Here is a 16,231-nt window from a genome sequence, read left to right on the forward strand (position 1 = left end):
GCGTTCCCCTCCCCCGCAGAGGGGGAGGGAGCAAGCCCGGGCTTTTCCGCTCTCGGCAAAGCCCGATCGCTACCCCGCCTTCAGGAACTTCTCCACGCTTCCGGTCAGCCCGCTCGAATGCCCGGCGAGGCTCTCCGACACCGCCCGGACGGCCTCGGCGATCCGGCCGGTGGCGCTGGCGGCGTCCGAGACCGCCACGATGTTCGACGACACCTCCTGCGTCGAGGCGGCCTGCTCCTCGACCGCGCTGGCGATGGCGAGCGTCAGCCGCGACAGCTCCGCCACCGCCGCGCTGATCGTGGCGATCGCCGCCACCGCCTCGCCGGTCGCGCCCTGGATGTCGCCGATGCGCTGGGTGATCTCGCCGGTGGCCTTGGCCGTCTGGCCGGCCAGTTCCTTGACCTCGGCGGCCACCACCGCGAAGCCGCGCCCCGCCGCCCCGGCCCGGGCCGCCTCGATCGTGGCGTTGAGCGCGAGCAGGTTGGTCTGGTCGGCGATGGTCGAGATCATGCCGACGACCGAATCGACCTCGCGCGCCTTGGCCGAGAGGGTGCGCACCGTGGCGTCGGTCGCCTCGGCCTGGGCGGCGATCTGCTGGGCGCGGTCGGAGACCCGCCCGACCTGGCCGGCGATCTCCTGGATCGCCGCCGTCATCTCCTCCGAGCCCGCCGCCACCGTGGCGGCGCGCTCGCGCGCCTCATCGGCCGATTGGCCGAGGCCTGTGGCCGAGCGCTGCATCTCGTCCACCGCCGCGCCCATCGCGCTCACCACCTGCGACACGTCGGAGGCCATGGTCGCCTGCGCGGTGACCACGGACCAGGTCAGCATCGGCCCGACATAGGCGCCGTCCGGTCCCATGATCGCCGAGACCTGCAGGTCGAGCACCTCCGGCCCGAGCTTGATCTTGGTCCGGTGCGGCAGCCGGCTCGCATCGGCCAGCATCCGGCGCTGGTGCGACGGGTTCTTGTGGAACACGTCGATCGAGGTGCCGACCATCATCTCCGCCGCGACCGGCAGGTACTGCCCCAGCGGTCCGAGGGTGCGCCGCGACGCGCCGTTCATGTAGTTGATGCGGAAGTCGTCCTGCGGGTCGGCGGTCATCACCGCGACCGGCATGCCCTCGATCATCGTCAGGAGGCGGCTGACCTCGTTCTTCTTCTGCGTGATGTCGGCGGCGAGCTTCACCACCTTGACCGGCTTGCCGGCCGCGTCGAGGACCGGGTTGTAGGTCGCCTCGAGCCAGACGCGCTTGCCGCCCTTGCCGAAGCGCAGGAACTCGTCGGCGAAGAACGCGCCCGCCCGCAGCTTGTCCCAGAACACCGCGTAATCGGGCGAGGCCGCCGCCTCCTCGCCGAGGAACATCCGGTGGTGCTTGCCCGAGATCTCGTCGAGGCGGTAGTCGAGCAGCGCCAGGAAATTGGCATTGGCCTGGATCACCGTGCCGTCGAGATTGAACTCGATGATGGCGAGAGACTTGTTGAGAGCACTCAATGTCGCGTCCGACAGGTTCTCTCGCGCCTTCCGAAACATGCCGCCGATTTCCTTTCGAGCGAATTGCGCTCGAAACTGAAGTAACAAGCTTAAAAAAGCCTGAAGGATCGATCGGACCACGGTTAAGGAGAGGTGCGGAGAGGGAGCGTTCGGCCGAACCGTGGGGGATGCCGCAGGGATGCCGTGCGGCCGGTCTTCCGGGATCGCTCTGATCCGGCAGGCGCTTAGCGGGTTGCCGGACGCCACCGGGGCGTCCCGTGGCTCGGCGGCGCCTAACCGTAAGGTCTGACTGGCCGGTGACACGGGGTGGTCGCGCGGCGTGGCGATGTCGAACGAATGACCTTGGGTCATCTACGCCGGCACGCCGTCCCGCGGTCGGATATTGGGCCGCCGGCGCTCAAGACTGTCACCCCGGAGCCGTCCGGCGTCGCACCGGGCCCTGCCGGCGGAGCCCCATCCGCTCCGACGGCGCGGCGAGGACACGGCACGGGCCGCCTCCTCGCCGCGGGAGGCGAGCGTATGCCCGTCCCCCGATTCCACTCCACTTGCCGGCGCGGCGGCCCGCTCAGGCCGCCGTCAGGCCCTGCTCGCGGATCCAGGCCTGGGTGCGGTCGAGCGCGGTGCCGAGGCGGTCGAACAGGGTGTCGATCTCGTCCGGGCGGATCACCAGCGGCGGGCAGACCGCGACGCGGTCGCCGGTGAGGAAGCGGACGATCAGGCCTTCCTCCTGCGCGAAGGCGACGCAGCGGGCGGCCACGCCCGCCTTCGGGTCGTACTGGCGCTTCGTCGCCTTGTCGGCGACGATCTCGAGGCCGCCGATCAGGCCGAGCCCCTTGGCCTCGCCGACGAGCGGGTGCTCCTCGAGGCCCGAGAGGCGGCGCTGGAAGTGCGGTGCCTTCTCGGCTGCGCCCTCGATGATCTTGTCGCGCTTGTAGATCTCGATGGTCTTCAGCGCCACCGCGCTCGCCACCGGATGGCCCGAATAGGTGGTGCCGTGGCCGAACGTGCCGATCTTGCGGCTCTGGTCCTGCATCGCCTGGTACAGGGTCTCGTCGACCGTGACGCCGCCGAGCGGCATGTAGGCCGAGGTCAGCGCCTTGGCGAAGGACAGGCTGTGGGGCTTCATGCCCAGCGCCTCGGAGCCGAACCACGTGCCGAGCCGGCCGAAGCCGCAGATCACCTCGTCGGCGATCAGCCGCACGTCGTAGCGGGCGAGCACCGGCTCGATCGCGGCAAAGTAGCCCTTCGGCGGCACGATGGCGCCGCCGGCGCCCATCACCGGCTCGGCGATGAAGGCGGCCACGGTGTCGGGGCCCTCGCGCAGGATCATCTCCTCCAGTTCGGCCGCGAGGCGGGCCGAGTACGCCTCCTCGCTCTCGCCGCTTTCAGCCCCGCGGTAATGGTGCGGGCAGGCGGCGTGCAGGAAGCCCGGCAGCGGCAGGTCCCAGTCGGCGTGGTTGGCGGTGAGGCCCGTGAGCGAGGCCGACGCCACGGTGACGCCGTGATAGCCCTTGTGCCGGCCGATGATCTTCTTCTTCTGCGGCCGGCCGAGCGCGTTGTTGAGGTACCAGGTCAGCTTGACCTGGGTGTCGTTGGCCTCCGAGCCCGAGGAGGTGAAGAACACCTTCGAGACCGGGATCGGCGCCAGCTCCTTGATGGTCTCGGCGAGCTCGATCGCCGGGTCGTGGCTGCGGCCGGAGAACAGGTGGGTGAAGGGCAGCCGCGCCATCTGCTCGCGGGCGGCCTCGACCAGCTCCTCGTTGGAATAGCCGAGCGCCGTGCACCACAGGCCCGCCATGCCCTCGAGATAGGGCCGCCCGTCGGTGTCGTAGACCCAGACGCCGTGGCCGCGCTCCAGCACCAGCGGCCCGGTCTGCCGGAAGGCCGCCAGGTTGGTGTAGGGGTGGATCAGGGTTTCGACGTCGCGGGTGGCGAGGTTCGAGAGCATCGTCTCTGTCGCTTTCCTTCATGCGGGAGCCTCGAGGCGGCTCCCGACTGGCCGAGCAGAATTCGCTTGCGCCGTCACACTAGCGGCGCGATGCCGACGCACAACCCGGGCCGCCCTCGCGGCACCCCTGCACATCCCTGGCCAGACCGACGCGCATGCTCGACCCCGCTCAAATCGTCTCGACGCCCGCGCCCGGCCGGGCCTGCGGCGCCTGCACCCTGTGCTGCAAGGTCTACGACGTGCCGGCGGTGGAGAGCGTGGCCGGGGAGTGGTGCCGCCACGCCAAGCCCGGGCGCGGCTGCGGCATCCACGAGACCCGGCCGGGCCATTGCCGCGCCTTCTTCTGCCTCTGGATGACCGAAGGCTGGCTCGGCCCGGAATGGAAGCCCGACAAGGCCAAGATGGTGCTGAGCCTCGATCCCACGACGCGCTTCCTGCACGTCCAGGTCGATCCGAGCCAGCCGAGCGTCTGGCGCCGGGAGCCGTATTACGGCCAGCTCAAGCGCTGGGCCGCGTCGTCGATCCCGCAGCGCCGGCACGTGCTGGTCTTCGTCAACTACAGCGCCACCGTGGTGCTGCCGGACCGCGACGTGCCGCTCGGCGTCTTCCTGCCCGGCGACCGGCTCGTCGCCCGCGAGCGGATGACGCCGAACGGCATCGTCCTCGACGTGGAGAAGCGGACGGTGTCGTGAGCCCCGTGGCGCGGGGCGGCCGGGGACGCGGCGACGGGGGAGGCGGGGCGGCCGGCGATGCCGTCGTGCTCCCGCTCGCCTCGGCCTCGCACCGGCTCCACGGCACGGTGGCGCGCCACCTCGGCATCGCGATCCTGTCCGGGCGCACCCCGCCGGGCACGGTGCTGCCCGGGGAGATCGCCGCCTCCGAGAGCCTGTCCGTCTCGCGCACCGCCTACCGCGAGGCGATCCGCACGCTCAGCGCCAAGGGCCTGGTCGAGAGCCGGCCCAAGGCCGGCACCCGGGTGACCGAGCGCGGCCGCTGGAACCTGCTCGATCCCGACATCCTGGCCTGGGCCTTCGAGACCGAGCCGGGCGAGGCCTTCATCCACGACCTGTTCGAGCTGCGCCAGATCGTCGAGCCGGCCGCGGCCGAGCTCGCGGCCCTGCGCCGCGGCGCGCCGCACCTCGACCGGATGAGGCAGGCCCTCGACGGCATGGCCCGCCACGGCCTCGCCGTCCCGGCCGGACGCGCCGCCGACCAGGCCTTCCACCACGCGATCCTGGAGGCGACCGGCAACGCGCCGCTGATCGCGCTGTCGAGCTCGATCGCCGCCGCGGTCACCTGGACCACGATCTACAAGCAGCGCCGCCGCGCCCTGCCGCGCGACCCCCTGCCGGAGCACCGGGCGCTCTTCGAGGCGATCGCCGCGGGGGAGGGGGCCCTGGCGCGGGCCCGGATGGCGGAGCTGATCCGGCTGGCGCTGGCGGACACGGAATCGTCGATGGTGGAGTGAGCGGCGCTCCCACCCTCTCGCCTCGGGACGAGGTCGAGGACGGGACGGCGTCGCAGGATCGTTCAGGCTCACGCTCGCGGGACGGATCGTCGAGGCATCGCTACTTCGCCGCCCCCGCCGAGAACCGGTACGTGATGACGTTCCGGTATGTCGCCCCCGGATCGAGCCGGGCGCTGCCGAAGGCCGGCTGGTTGGGCGTGTCGGGAAACACCTGCGGCTCCAGCGCCAGCGCGTCCGATTGCCGGTAGGACAGGCCGGACTTGCCCACCGCCGTCGCGTCGAGGAAGTTGCCGGCGTAGAATTGCACGCCGGGCTGGTTGCTCGCCACCTCCATCACCCGGCCCGAGGCCGGGTCCTCGACCCGGGCGACGAGGTGGGCGTCGGCGGTCGGGGCGTTCGTCACCACGTAATTGTGGTCGTAGCCGCGCCCGCGCACGATCTGGGGGTCGCGCCCGTCGCGGATGCGCGCGCCGATCGGCGTGGGTGTGCGGAAGTCGAACGGCGTGCCGGCGACCGCCGCGACCTCGCCGGTCGGGATCAGGGTCGCGTCGACCGGGGTGTAGCGCTCGGCCGGGATCGTCAGGACGTGGTCGAGGATCGTCCGGCCGGAGCCCTCGCCCGCGAGGTTGAAGAAGCTGTGGTTCGTCAGGTTGACGATGGTCGGCGCGTCGGTGGTGGCCCGGTACTCGACCGTCAGGGTGCCGGCCGAATCGAGGGCGTAGGTCGCGCTCGCCGTCAGGGTGCCGGGATAGCCCTCCTCGCCGTCGGGGCTGACGTAGCGCAGCGTGACGGACGGGGTGGCGCCCTCCTTGACCTCGGCGATCGTCCAGAGGCGCTTGTCGAAGCCCTCGCGGCCGCCGTGGAGCGCGTTCGGGCCGTCGTTGCGGGCGAGCGCGTACGCCTTGCCGTCGAGGCTGAAGCGGCCGTCGCGGATGCGGTTGGCGTAGCGCCCGACGCTGACCCCGAAATAGTTCGGTGCCTTCAGGTATCCGGCGAGGTCGCCGTAGCCCAGCACCACGTCGGCGGCCTTGCCCGCGCGGTCCGGCACCTCGAGGCTGCGCAGGAGCGCGCCCCAGGACAGGATCCGGGCGGTGAGGCCGCCGCTGGACAGCGTCACCTCCTCGACCGCGCGCCCGTCGGGCAGGGTGCCGAACGGCGCCTTCCGGGCTTCGCCGGCCGTGGCCGGCACGGCACAGGCGCAAGCGAGCGCCGCGATCCATGCACGCATCCGCGTTCCCTCCGTCGCGCCGCCTCTCGCGGGCGGCCGATCCGGCGCCCCTCGCGCCGGGGGATATACTCATACAAATCGACGGGGCGTGGCAATGCCCCAGCGTGATCCTAGCCGCCGTCGGCCCGGGCGGCGTCGCGCCAGGCGAGCACCACGCGCTCCAGCTCGGCCACGTCGCCGGGGGGCAGCCGGCCGAGGGTGCGGGCGACGTAGGCGGTCTGGGCCGCGATGCCGGCGCGGGCCAGCGCCAGCCCGGCCTCGGTCAGGTGCAGGGCGTGCGAGCGCCGGTCGCCGGGGATCGGGCGGCGCTCGACGAGCCCGGCTTCGACCAGCCGGTCGACCAGCCCCGAGACGTTGCCCTTGGTGACGTAGAGCCGCTCGGCGAGGTCCTGCTGGGTCAGGCCCTCGCGCTCGGACAGGGTCGAGAGCACGTCGAATTGCGGGATCGACAGCCCGAGCGCCCGCAGCTCCGCCGCCACCGCGGCCGAGACGCGCCGGTGCAGGCGGACGAAGCGGAACCAGACCCGCAGCGGGTCGGCCTCGGCCGGGGCGTCGGCTTGAGCCGTGGGATGAGCGCGCGAGGATGCCGTCATGCCGGATAGTTTACATCAGAACTATCTCGGCGCCACGCCCCTCCGCACTCTAGCCGCCCTGCCACCGCTGCCATAAGCTGGCGTCTCAGACCGCGGGCCCGAGAGAGGCTCCGGCGAGCGAGGGCCGCGCCACGCGCGCGGCTCCACCACGGGAAGGACGACACGCCATGCTCGGCCTGATGCAGGACTGGCCCCTGCTGATCCACCGCGTCATCGACTACGCCGCCGTGCAGCACGGCGCCCGCCCGGTCATCTCGCGCTCGGTCGAGGGGCCGATGCACCGGACCACCTATGCCGAGGTGCGCCAGCGCTCCCTGCGCCTGTCGAAGCGCCTCGCCGCCGACGGCATCCGCCTCGGCGACCGTGTCGCGACGCTGGCCTGGAACACCTGGCGCCACCTCGAGACCTGGTACGGCATCACCGGCATCGGGGCGATCTACCACACGGTCAACCCGCGGCTGTTCGAGGACCAGATCGCCTACATCATCAACCACGCCGAGGACCGGATCCTCTTCCTCGACCTGACCTTCGTGTCGCTGGTCGAGCGCCTGGCCGACAAGCTGCCGACGATCGAGCGCTACGTCGTCCTCACCGACGGCGCCCACATGCCGCAGACTTCGCTCCGTAACGCCGTCGCCTACGAGGACTGGCTGGCCGAGGCCGACGACGACTTCGCCTGGGCGAGCTTCGAGGAGAACACGGCGGCGGGCCTCTGCTACACGTCGGGCACCACCGGCCTGCCGAAGGGCGTGCTCTACTCGCACCGCTCGAACGTGCTCCTCGGCCTGATGGTCAACAACCCGGCCTTCATCGGGCTCGCGCCCACCGACATGGCGATGCCGGTGGTGCCGCTGTTTCACGCCAATGCCTGGGGCTTCAGCTTCGCCGCGCCGATGACCGGCGCCGGCCTCGTCATGCCGGGACCGAAGCTCGACGGCGCCTCGGTGCACGAGCTGCTCGAGGAGACCGGCGTCACCGTGACGGCGGCGGTGCCGACCGTCTGGCTCGGCCTGCTGCACTACCTCGACACCACGGGCAAGCGCCTGAGCCACCTGAAGCGCGTCGTGATCGGCGGCTCGGCCTGCCCGCGGGCGATGACCGAACGCTTCGAGCGCGAGTACGGCGTCACCGTGGATCACGCCTGGGGCATGACCGAGATGAGCCCGATCGGCTCCTACTGCTCGCTCAAGCCCGAGGTCGCCGGCCTGGAGGGCGAGGCCCGCCTCGACCTCAAGATGAAGCAGGGCTACGCCCCCTTCGGCGTCGAGTTCCGCCTGACCGACGACGAGGGCCGCGACCTGCCCTGGGACGGCACCACCTTCGGGCGGCTCAAGGTCTCGGGCTTCGCGGTGGCCAAGGCCTATTTCCGCTCGGACGAGCCGATCCTCGACGATCGCGGCTTCTTCGACACCGGCGACGTCGCCACCATCGATCCCCACGGCTACATGGCGATCACCGACCGCTCGAAGGACGTGATCAAGTCCGGCGGCGAGTGGATCTCCTCGATCGACCTCGAGAACCTGGCGGTCGGCCATCCCGACGTGGCCGAGGCCGCGGTGATCGGCGTGCAGCACCCGAAATGGGACGAGCGCCCGCTGCTCATCGTGGTGCCCAAGGAGGGCCGCACCCCCGACAAGGCCGACATCCTGGCCTTCATGGCGCCGCGCATCGCCAAGTGGTGGATGCCCGACGATGTGGTGGTGGTGCAGGCCATCCCCCACACCGCCACCGGCAAGATCCAGAAGACGGCGCTTCGCGACCAGTTCCGGGACTACCGCCTGCCCGGCGCGGCCTGACCCTCGTGGCGGCGGGCGCTCGGGCAGCGCCCGCCGCAGACCCCGCGGCGCGACCTTATCGCGCGTCGGCCCCACGGTGACGAACGACCCCGCGCGCATAGCTGAGGGGACGGCGCGGTATCGTCGGGGCAAGCGGGATGCGGGAGGATCTGACCGTCTACTACGATGGGGCCTGCCCGCTGTGCCGGGCCGAGATCGCGCATTACCGCGGCCGGGCCGGCGCCGGGCGCATCCGCTTCGTCGACCTCGCGGCGGCCGAGGATGCCGCCCTCGGGCCGGATCTCGACCCCGCCGCCGCCAGGGCGCGGTTCCACGTGCGCGAGACGGATGGAGGCCTCGTCTCCGGGGCCGCCGCCTTCGCGCGGCTCTGGCGCCGCTTGCCGGGCTGGCGCTGGCTGTCCCGGCTCGTCGAGTGGCGCGCGTTCGGCCGGCAGCCGGTGCTGCCCGTGGCCGAGGCGGCCTATCGCCTGTCGCTGCCGCTCTGGCCGCGGCTGGCGCGCCTCCTGACGCTGTCCCGCCGATGAGCGGTCGCGCAGGCCGGGCGCCGCTCGGATCGACGAGGCCGAGGGAGCGACGTGCATCATGACGAGCGCCGTCGTCGTCGGAGCCTCGGGCGGGATCGGCCGCGCCCTCGTCGCGGCGGTCGCGGCGGGCGGGGCGTACGAGACCGTCTTCGCCCTGTCGCGCTCGGCCCCGTCCCAGCCGGAGCCGGTGCGGTCCGTCGCCATCGACGTCACCGACGAGGACTCGGTCGCGGCGGCGGCGCGGACCGTCGGAGAGGCCGGGCCGGTCGGGCTGGTGATCGTCGCCAGCGGCCTCCTGCACGCGCCGGGCATCGCGCCCGAGAAGGCGCTCCGGACCCTCGATCCGGCCGCGATGGCGGCTTTGTTCGCCGTCAATGCCCTCGGCCCGGCGCTCGTCGCCAAGCACATGCTGCCGCTGATGCCGCGCAAGGGGCGCAGCCTGTTCGCCGCCCTCTCGGCGCGGGTCGGCTCGATCGGCGACAACCGCCTGGGCGGCTGGTACGCCTACCGGGCCTCGAAGGCGGCGCTGAACCAGGTCCTGCGCACGCTCGCGATCGAGACGGCGCGCACCCACCCGGAGCTCGTCGTCGCCGGCCTGCATCCCGGCACCGTGATGACGGCCCTGTCCCAGCCGTTCCGCCCGGAGCCGGGACCGGGCCTGTTCTCGCCCGAGGAGAGTGCGGCCCACCTCCTGCGGGTGCTGGAGGGCCTGCGAATCGCGGATTCCGGCCAGGTCTTCGCCTGGGACGGGCAGCCGATCCCACCGTGATCCCGAAGGCGCCGTCCTCGCGGGAACCCGATCGCTTCGCGATCGGGCGCCGCTCCCGAACCGGTTTCGCAAAAGTCCGGCAGGGAAGCGGCCCCCTCCCGGCTCGACGCGGCGCGGAACCCGGCCGTGCCCCGCCGCGGATCGGGTGCGATCCGTCGGGCGCGGGCCAGCGTTCAGCCGGCGAGGAGCCGCCGGGCCGCCGCCCGGTTCGCCCGCAGGTGCGCCTCGGGCGTGGCGGTGCCGGTGATCGGCACCTCGATCGACAGGCAGGCGGTCGGCGGCAGCGCCGCGACCAGCGCTGCCAGGGGCAGCGCCCCGCCCCCTGCGGGCAGGCGCCCCGCCCGGGCTTCCTGGATGACGGCGTCCGTCGATCGCGGCGCCTCGGCGGGAGCGTCGCAGAGCTGCGCATGACGGATGAGGCCGGGCGGCACGGCCCGCACGTCCTCGGGCGATCCGCCGGTCCGGGCGAGGTGGAGGGCATCGACGAGGACGCCGCCGTTCGGCCGGCCCGCGGCCTCGACCACCCGGACGGCATCGGGCAGGCTGGCGACCCGGCGCCAGGCCATGCATTCGAGGTCGACGCCCATGCCGAACCGGGCCGCGAGGTCGCACGTCTCGGCGAAGCGTGCGACGAGGCGCCCGCGATCCGGGTCGTCGCCGCACACGCTCAACCGCTGCGCGCCGAGCCCCGCGGCGGCCTCGAGGATGCCGGCGAGCGAGGCCGGCACGAGATCCTCCCCGATGACGACGAATTCGATGTCGTAGACGCGCATCCCCTCGTCGGAGAGCACCCGGCGCATCGCCCGGAAGGCGTCGCTGCCGGGCGGCAGCTCGTAGAACGGCGCCCCCGGGAAGGCCGGATGGAGCCGCAGGCCGACCGACGCGTAGCCGGTTCGCGCCGCGAGCCGGACGAGATCGACGGGCGGCACCCCGATGCAGGTGAAGTGGGCGACGCCCAGCGGCCGGTCGGGAGAGGCGTGCATGGCGGTCGCTCGCAGGGTCGGGATGCGCTCGGCGCGAAGGGGTTCGGGAGGCGCTCGCGCTCGGGGAGGTTGGAGGACGCTGACGCTCGGGGAGGTTCGAGGACGCTGGCGCTCAGGGGCTGAGCTTGTCGGCGAGGTGCCGCTGCAGGTTGGTGCCCGTGCGGTGGATGTGCTCGCGCAAGCGCTCGCAGGCGAAGTCGGCGTCGCGCGCGACCGCTCCTTGCGCGATCTCGCCGTGCTCCTGGGCGACGTTGCGGTCGCCGCCGGGCGTGCGCCGCAGGAACGAGCGGCGGTAGCGGTCGTTCAGGCTGAGCAGCACGCCGCAGAAATTGAGCAGCAGCGGCAAGCGGCAGCCGGCGATCAGCGTGAGATGGAACTCCCGGTGATACGCCTCCCACCGCTCCAGCGTGTCGGGCGTGCCCGGATCGCGCTCGATCCGGTTCATGCGGTGGAGGGCGCGCATCACGTCGCCCTCCCAATCCACGGTGCCGATCGCGATCGCCTGGCGCAGGGCCAGGACCTCGAGCTCCTCGCGCAGCCGCGTGATCTCGGCCAGGTTCGAGAGCGAGACCGGCGCGACGCGGTAGCCGCGATTGTCCTCGAACACCACCAGCCCGTCGGAGATCAGCCGGGCGAGCGCCTCCCGCAGCGGGCTCAGCGAGACCCCGAAGCTCCCGCGAGCGCGCTCCAGGTTGATCTTGCTGCCCGCCTCGAGCTGGCCGGACACGATCGCCTCGCGCAGCCGGTCGACGAGCTGGCTCGCCATCGTGTTCTTGCCGTCGTCGACCAGGGCGAGGCCCGGCATGGCCGATCCGGCATCGCGCCGCGTCCCGTCCCGGTCGCCCGTCGCGCGTCGGATCCTCGCCTCGGTCAAAACGCTTCTCCCATCGACGATGCGGCCGTATTCGCCGTCGACGATCACTATTAAAAACGATTATTTCTGTCAAACGGCGCATCGACGCCGATGGCGATTCGAATCGGAACGGATTCGGGGTGGTCGGACGATCGCCGGAGCCGACCCGGCTCGCATGCATGTCACGAGGTGAGAAACGCATATAGGAATAAAGCTTGCTGCCGGGCCCGACTGGCCCGTGGGTCGGGCAGCACCCTGCCGGGCCCCGTCGCGGAGGCGCCGTGCCGTGCGCCGTTCGGGGATCGACGCCCGCCATAAAAATCGCTTCTTGACGAATAATCGATGATATGGGACCAGGGCCGGGTTCAAGGGAGGCCGGAGCCATGCGCATCGAGCGCCAGCAGGACGTGACGCCCGCGGTTCTGGAGGTCATGGCGCGGACGCGCGACCCGCGCCTGCGCGAGATCATGACCTCGCTCATCACCCACCTGCACGGCTTCGTCCGCGACGTGCGCCTCACCGAGGCCGAGTTCCGCGACGCCACCGCGATCCTCAACGAGATCGGGGCGCTCGCCTCCGACACCCACAACGAGTTCGTGCTGATGGCCGGCTCGCTCGGCGTGTCGTCCCTCGTCTGCCTGCTCAACAACGGCGACCACGGCAACACCGAGACCTCGCAATCGCTGCTCGGGCCGTTCTGGCGCCTCAACGCGCCGTGGGTCGGGAATGGCGGCACCATCGTGCGCTCCGACACGCCGGGCGACCCGCTCTTCGTCACGGCCCGCGTGGTCGACGGCGCGGGGCGGCCGATCGTGGGTGCGGAGGTCGACGTCTGGCACGCCTCGCCGGTCGGTCTCTACGAGAACCAGGATCCCGAGCAGGCCGAGATGAACCTGCGCGGCAAGTTCACCACGGACGAGGCGGGCCGTTTCTGGTTCCGCTCGGTGATGATGATCGGCTATCCGATTCCCACCGACGGGGTCGTCGGGCGGCTGCTCGCGGCGCAAGACCGCCACCCGATGCGCCCGGCCCACCTGCACGCCCTGATCGTCAAGCCCGGCTTCAAGGTGCTGATCTCGCAGGTCTACGACGCGAACGATCCCCACATCGGGTCCGACGTCCAGTTCGGCGTGACGAGGGCGCTGGTCGGCGACTTCGTCCGCCACGACGCGCCGCGCCCGGACGCGCCCGCCCCCTGGTACTCCCTCGACTACACCTACGTCATGGAGCCCGGCGAGGCCGTGCTGCCGCGCCCTCCGATCAAGTGATCCCGACATCCTGGAGCGAACAGCCGTGCTGAGCGACGACGATCACCGCAAGGCCGCCGAGGCCATCCTCAAGGCCGAGCGCGAGCGGGTGCCCTGCCCGCAGCTCTCCAAGACCTTTCCCGGCATGGAGATCGCGGACGCCTACCGCGTCCAGGACCTCTGGGCCGAGGCGCGGATCGCCGCCGGCGCCCGGCTGGCCGGCCACAAGATCGGCCTGACCTCGCGCGCCATGCAGATGGCCTCGAAGATGACCGAGCCGGATTACGGCCGCATCCTCGACGACGCGCTGTTCAACGACGGGGCGCAGATCCGTACCGACCTGTTCATCAAGCCGCGGCTCGAGGTCGAGCTCGCCTTCATCATGGGCGAGGACCTGTCGGGGCCGGGCTGCCGCATCTACGACGTGATGCGGGCGACCGAGTTCGTGGTCCCGGCCCTCGAGATCATCGACTACCGCACCGAGGTGCCCCGCGCGATCGTCGACACCATCGCCGACAACGCCGCGTTCGGGGCCATCGTGGTCGGCGGGCGCACGATCCGGCCCTTCGACGTCGACGTGCGCTGGATCGGCGCGACGCTGTCGCAGAACGGCATCATCGAGGAATCCGGCGTCTCGGCCGCCATCATGGGCCATCCGGCCGCCGGAGTCGCGTGGCTCGTCAACAAGCTCGCGGCGGTCGATGCGGGGTTGAAGAAAAGCCAGATCGTGCTCGGCGGCTCGTTCACCCGCCCCGTCGACATCAGGAAGGGCGACGTGATCCAGGCCGATTACGGCCCGCTCGGCGCCATCGGCGTCTCCTTCGTCTGAGGCGGCGATGATCCTTCCCGGGAACCGCTTCAAGCGCGCGCTGCGCGAGGGGCGCCAGCAGATCGGCCTGTGGTGCAGCCTGCCGGGCTCCTACGCGGCGGAAGCCGTGGCGGGGTCGGGCTACGACTGGCTCTTGTTCGACACCGAGCACTCGCCGGGCGATCCGCTGACCGTGCTGCCCCAGCTCCAGGCGGTGGTGCCCTACGGCGTCTCGGCGGTGGTGCGCCCCGCCGCCAACGACGCGGTGCTGATCAAGCGCTTCCTCGATCTCGGCGCGCAGACCCTGCTGATCCCCACCGTGCAGGACGAGCACGAGGCGCGGGCCGCGGTCGCGGCGACGCGCTACCCGCCCGAGGGCGTGCGCGGCGTCTCCGGCCTGACCCGCGCGACGCGGTTCGGGCGGGTCGCGGACTACGCCGGGCGCGCCGCGGAGGAACTCTGCCTGCTGGTGCAGGTCGAGACCCAGGCCGCCCTCGACCGGCTCGAGGCGATCTGCGCGGTCGAGGGCGTCGACGGCGTCTTCGTCGGGCCGGCGGACCTCGCGGCGAGCCTCGGCCACGCCGGCGAGCCCGGCCACCCGGAGGTGGTCGCGGCGGTGGAGGATGCGGTGCGCCGCATCCGCGCGGCGGGAAAGCCCGCCGGCATCCTGACGCCCGACCCCGCCTTCGCGAAGACCTGCATCGCGATCGGCACCACCTTCACCGCCGTCGCCATCGACGTGGGTGTCCTCGCCCGCGGCACCGAGGCCCTGGCGCGCCAGTTCACGGCGGGCTGAGCCCGCGCCGTCTTCCCCACGGAACAGGACGACCCATGCCGACCGAGATCGCCCACTTCGTCGACGGCGCGCGCACGCCCGGCCGCAGCGGCCGCACCGCCCCCTCGTACAACCCCGCGACCGGCGAGGAGACCGGCCGCGTCCCCCTCGCCAGCAAGGACGAGGTCGATGCCGCCGTGGCGGGCGCCCGGCGCGCCTTCCCGGCCTGGGCCGCGACGCCCCCCTTGCGCCGCGCCCGCATCCTCAACCGCTTCCTGCGCATCCTCGAGGACCGCATCGACGACCTCGCCGCGGTGATCACCGCCGAGCACGGCAAGGTGCTCTCCGACGCCAAGGGCGAGATCCAGCGCGGCATGGAGGTGGTGGAGTTCGCCACCGGTGCGCCCCAGCTCCTCAAGGGCGAGATCACCGAGAACGTCGGCACGCGGGTGGATTCCCACGCCCTGCGCCAGCCGCTCTGGGTGGTGGCCGGCATCACGCCGTTCAACTTCCCCGCCATGGTGCCGATGTGGATGTTCCCCGTCGCGCTCGCCTGCGGCAACTGCTTCGTGCTCAAGCCCTCCGAGCGCGACCCCTCCGCTTCCCTGGTCATGGCGGAGTGGCTGAAGGAAGCGGGGCTGCCCGACGGCGTGTTCCAGGTGGTGCAGGGCGACAAGGAGGCGGTGGACGCGCTCCTCTGCAACCTCGACATCGCGGCCGTATCCTTCGTCGGGTCGACCCCGATCGCCAAGACCATCTACGAGACCGCGGCGCGCACGGGCAAGCGCGCGCAATGCCTCGGCGGGGCCAAGAACCACATGGTGGTGATGCCCGACGCCGACCTGGACCAGGCGGTCGACGCCCTGATGGGCGCCGCCTACGGCTCGGCCGGCGAGCGCTGCATGGCGATCTCGGTCGCGGTGCCGATCGGCGAGGAGACCGCCGACCGGCTGATGGAGAAGCTGGTGCCGAAGGTGCGCGCGCTCAAAGTCGGGCCCGGCACCGACCCGGAGGCCGAGATGGGCCCGCTCGTCACCGCTCAAGCCCGCGACAGGGTGAAGGGCTACATCGACCGCGGCGTGGCCGAGGGCGCCGAGCTGGTGGTCGACGGTCGCGGACTGACGCTGCAGGGCTACGAGGACGGCTACTTCGTCGGCGGCACCCTGTTCGACCGGGTGACGCCCGAGATGACGATCTACAAGGAGGAGATCTTCGGGCCGGTCCTGGCGGTGGCGCGCGCCCCGGACTACGCGACCGCCGCGCGGATGATCAACGAGCACGAGTTCGGCAACGGCACGGCGATCTTCACCCGGGACGGCGACGCGGCCAGGGAATTCGCCCACCAGATCCAGGTCGGGATGGTGGGGATCAACGTGCCGATCCCGGTGCCGATGGCGTTCCACTCCTTCGGCGGCTGGAAGGCGTCCTTGTTCGGCGACCACCACATGCACGGGCCGGAGGGCGTGCGCTTCTACACCCGGCTCAAGACCATCACGACCCGCTGGCCGACCGGAATCCGGGCGGGTGCCGAGTTCGTGATGCCGACCATGCGCTGACCGAGGCGGCGGCGGAGGCGGCAGGACGGGATCTGCTTCGCCGCTCCCGTCCCCGCCGAGACCTGGACCGAGACCTGGACCAGGACCTGGACGTCTCCCCCGTCCGATCCCGAACCGCTCCTCGGCCCCGCCCCGTTCGGCTCGCCGACGGCGCCCTCGTGGCCGGTCCCCTGGCGAACCGGTTCGGCCGGA

At 71.9% G+C, this 16,231-nt stretch carries 15 protein-coding genes; 9 read left to right on the plus strand and 6 right to left on the minus strand.

The window, feature by feature from the left end:
• Positions 1–69: 69 nt before the first annotated feature.
• Positions 70–1,530, minus strand: a complete 1,461-nt coding sequence (locus DK419_RS04170; RefSeq protein WP_109957979.1) for a methyl-accepting chemotaxis protein — start codon at positions 1,528–1,530, stop codon at positions 70–72.
• Positions 1,531–2,056: 526 nt separating this feature from the next.
• The gene (locus DK419_RS04175; RefSeq protein WP_109957980.1) at positions 2,057–3,439 is read right to left on the minus strand and encodes an aminotransferase; all 1,383 of its coding nucleotides are present in this window, start codon (positions 3,437–3,439) and stop codon (positions 2,057–2,059) included.
• A 155-nt stretch (positions 3,440–3,594) separates the two neighbouring features.
• Here DK419_RS04175 and DK419_RS04180 point away from each other — a divergent pair, with 155 nt between their 5' ends.
• Both DK419_RS04180 and DK419_RS04185 read left to right on the plus strand, forming a co-directional pair.
• Positions 3,595–4,131: a hypothetical protein gene (locus tag DK419_RS04180; protein WP_109957981.1), complete on the plus strand. Its 537-nt coding sequence runs from the start codon at positions 3,595–3,597 to the stop codon at positions 4,129–4,131.
• Entirely contained in the window at positions 4,128–4,907 is a 780-nt protein-coding gene (locus DK419_RS04185) for a FadR/GntR family transcriptional regulator (RefSeq protein WP_245442824.1), read from the plus strand. Before DK419_RS04180 ends, DK419_RS04185 begins: the two co-directional genes overlap by 4 nt.
• A gap of 100 nt (positions 4,908–5,007) precedes the next feature.
• Here the strand turns inward: DK419_RS04185 and DK419_RS04190 are convergent, their stop codons facing one another.
• A complete protein-coding gene (locus tag DK419_RS04190) occupies positions 5,008–6,135 on the minus strand; it encodes an aldose epimerase family protein (protein ID WP_109957982.1) in 1,128 nt (375 codons plus the stop codon).
• Positions 6,136–6,245: 110 nt separating this feature from the next.
• On the minus strand, positions 6,246–6,728 hold the full coding sequence (locus DK419_RS04195; RefSeq protein ID WP_109957983.1) for a MarR family winged helix-turn-helix transcriptional regulator: 483 nt from the start codon (positions 6,726–6,728) through the stop codon (positions 6,246–6,248).
• 167 nt (positions 6,729–6,895) lie between these two features.
• Between DK419_RS04195 and DK419_RS04200 the strand changes: the two genes are divergently transcribed.
• The 3 genes from DK419_RS04200 to DK419_RS04210 all read left to right on the plus strand — a co-directional run bounded on the left by DK419_RS04200 (position 6,896) and on the right by DK419_RS04210 (position 9,817).
• Complete coding sequence (locus DK419_RS04200; RefSeq protein ID WP_109957984.1) at positions 6,896–8,524, plus strand: long-chain-fatty-acid--CoA ligase; 1,629 nt, start codon at positions 6,896–6,898, stop codon at positions 8,522–8,524.
• Between the two features lie 137 nt (positions 8,525–8,661).
• On the plus strand, positions 8,662–9,048 hold the full coding sequence (locus DK419_RS04205) for a thiol-disulfide oxidoreductase DCC family protein (RefSeq protein WP_109957985.1): 387 nt from the start codon (positions 8,662–8,664) through the stop codon (positions 9,046–9,048).
• A gap of 58 nt (positions 9,049–9,106) precedes the next feature.
• Complete coding sequence (locus tag DK419_RS04210) at positions 9,107–9,817, plus strand: SDR family NAD(P)-dependent oxidoreductase (protein ID WP_109957986.1); 711 nt, start codon at positions 9,107–9,109, stop codon at positions 9,815–9,817.
• A 173-nt stretch (positions 9,818–9,990) separates the two neighbouring features.
• Here the strand turns inward: DK419_RS04210 and DK419_RS04215 are convergent, their stop codons facing one another.
• Positions 9,991–10,800: a sugar phosphate isomerase/epimerase family protein gene (locus DK419_RS04215; RefSeq protein ID WP_109957987.1), complete on the minus strand. Its 810-nt coding sequence runs from the start codon at positions 10,798–10,800 to the stop codon at positions 9,991–9,993.
• A gap of 112 nt (positions 10,801–10,912) precedes the next feature.
• Positions 10,913–11,605: a GntR family transcriptional regulator gene (locus DK419_RS04220; protein WP_109962119.1), complete on the minus strand. Its 693-nt coding sequence runs from the start codon at positions 11,603–11,605 to the stop codon at positions 10,913–10,915.
• A gap of 431 nt (positions 11,606–12,036) precedes the next feature.
• Here DK419_RS04220 and DK419_RS04225 point away from each other — a divergent pair, with 431 nt between their 5' ends.
• From DK419_RS04225 to DK419_RS04240, 4 genes are read left to right on the plus strand one after another with little or no spacing between them, the layout of a single operon-like run.
• A complete protein-coding gene (locus DK419_RS04225; protein WP_109957988.1) occupies positions 12,037–12,921 on the plus strand; it encodes a dioxygenase family protein in 885 nt (294 codons plus the stop codon).
• Positions 12,922–12,946: 25 nt separating this feature from the next.
• Positions 12,947–13,729, plus strand: coding sequence for a 2-oxo-hept-4-ene-1,7-dioate hydratase (gene hpaH, locus DK419_RS04230; protein WP_109957989.1), 783 nt, complete (start codon positions 12,947–12,949; stop codon positions 13,727–13,729).
• A 7-nt stretch (positions 13,730–13,736) separates the two neighbouring features.
• Positions 13,737–14,504 carry a 4-hydroxy-2-oxoheptanedioate aldolase gene (gene hpaI, locus DK419_RS04235; protein ID WP_109957990.1) on the plus strand — a complete coding sequence of 256 codons (768 nt, stop codon included), beginning with the start codon at positions 13,737–13,739 and terminating at the stop codon, positions 14,502–14,504.
• 35 nt (positions 14,505–14,539) lie between these two features.
• The gene (locus tag DK419_RS04240; protein ID WP_109957991.1) at positions 14,540–16,039 is read left to right on the plus strand and encodes a CoA-acylating methylmalonate-semialdehyde dehydrogenase; all 1,500 of its coding nucleotides are present in this window, start codon (positions 14,540–14,542) and stop codon (positions 16,037–16,039) included.
• Positions 16,040–16,231: the final 192 nt, after the last annotated feature.

This window comes from Methylobacterium terrae (genome assembly GCF_003173755.1).
Lineage (GTDB): Bacteria > Pseudomonadota > Alphaproteobacteria > Rhizobiales > Beijerinckiaceae > Methylobacterium > Methylobacterium terrae.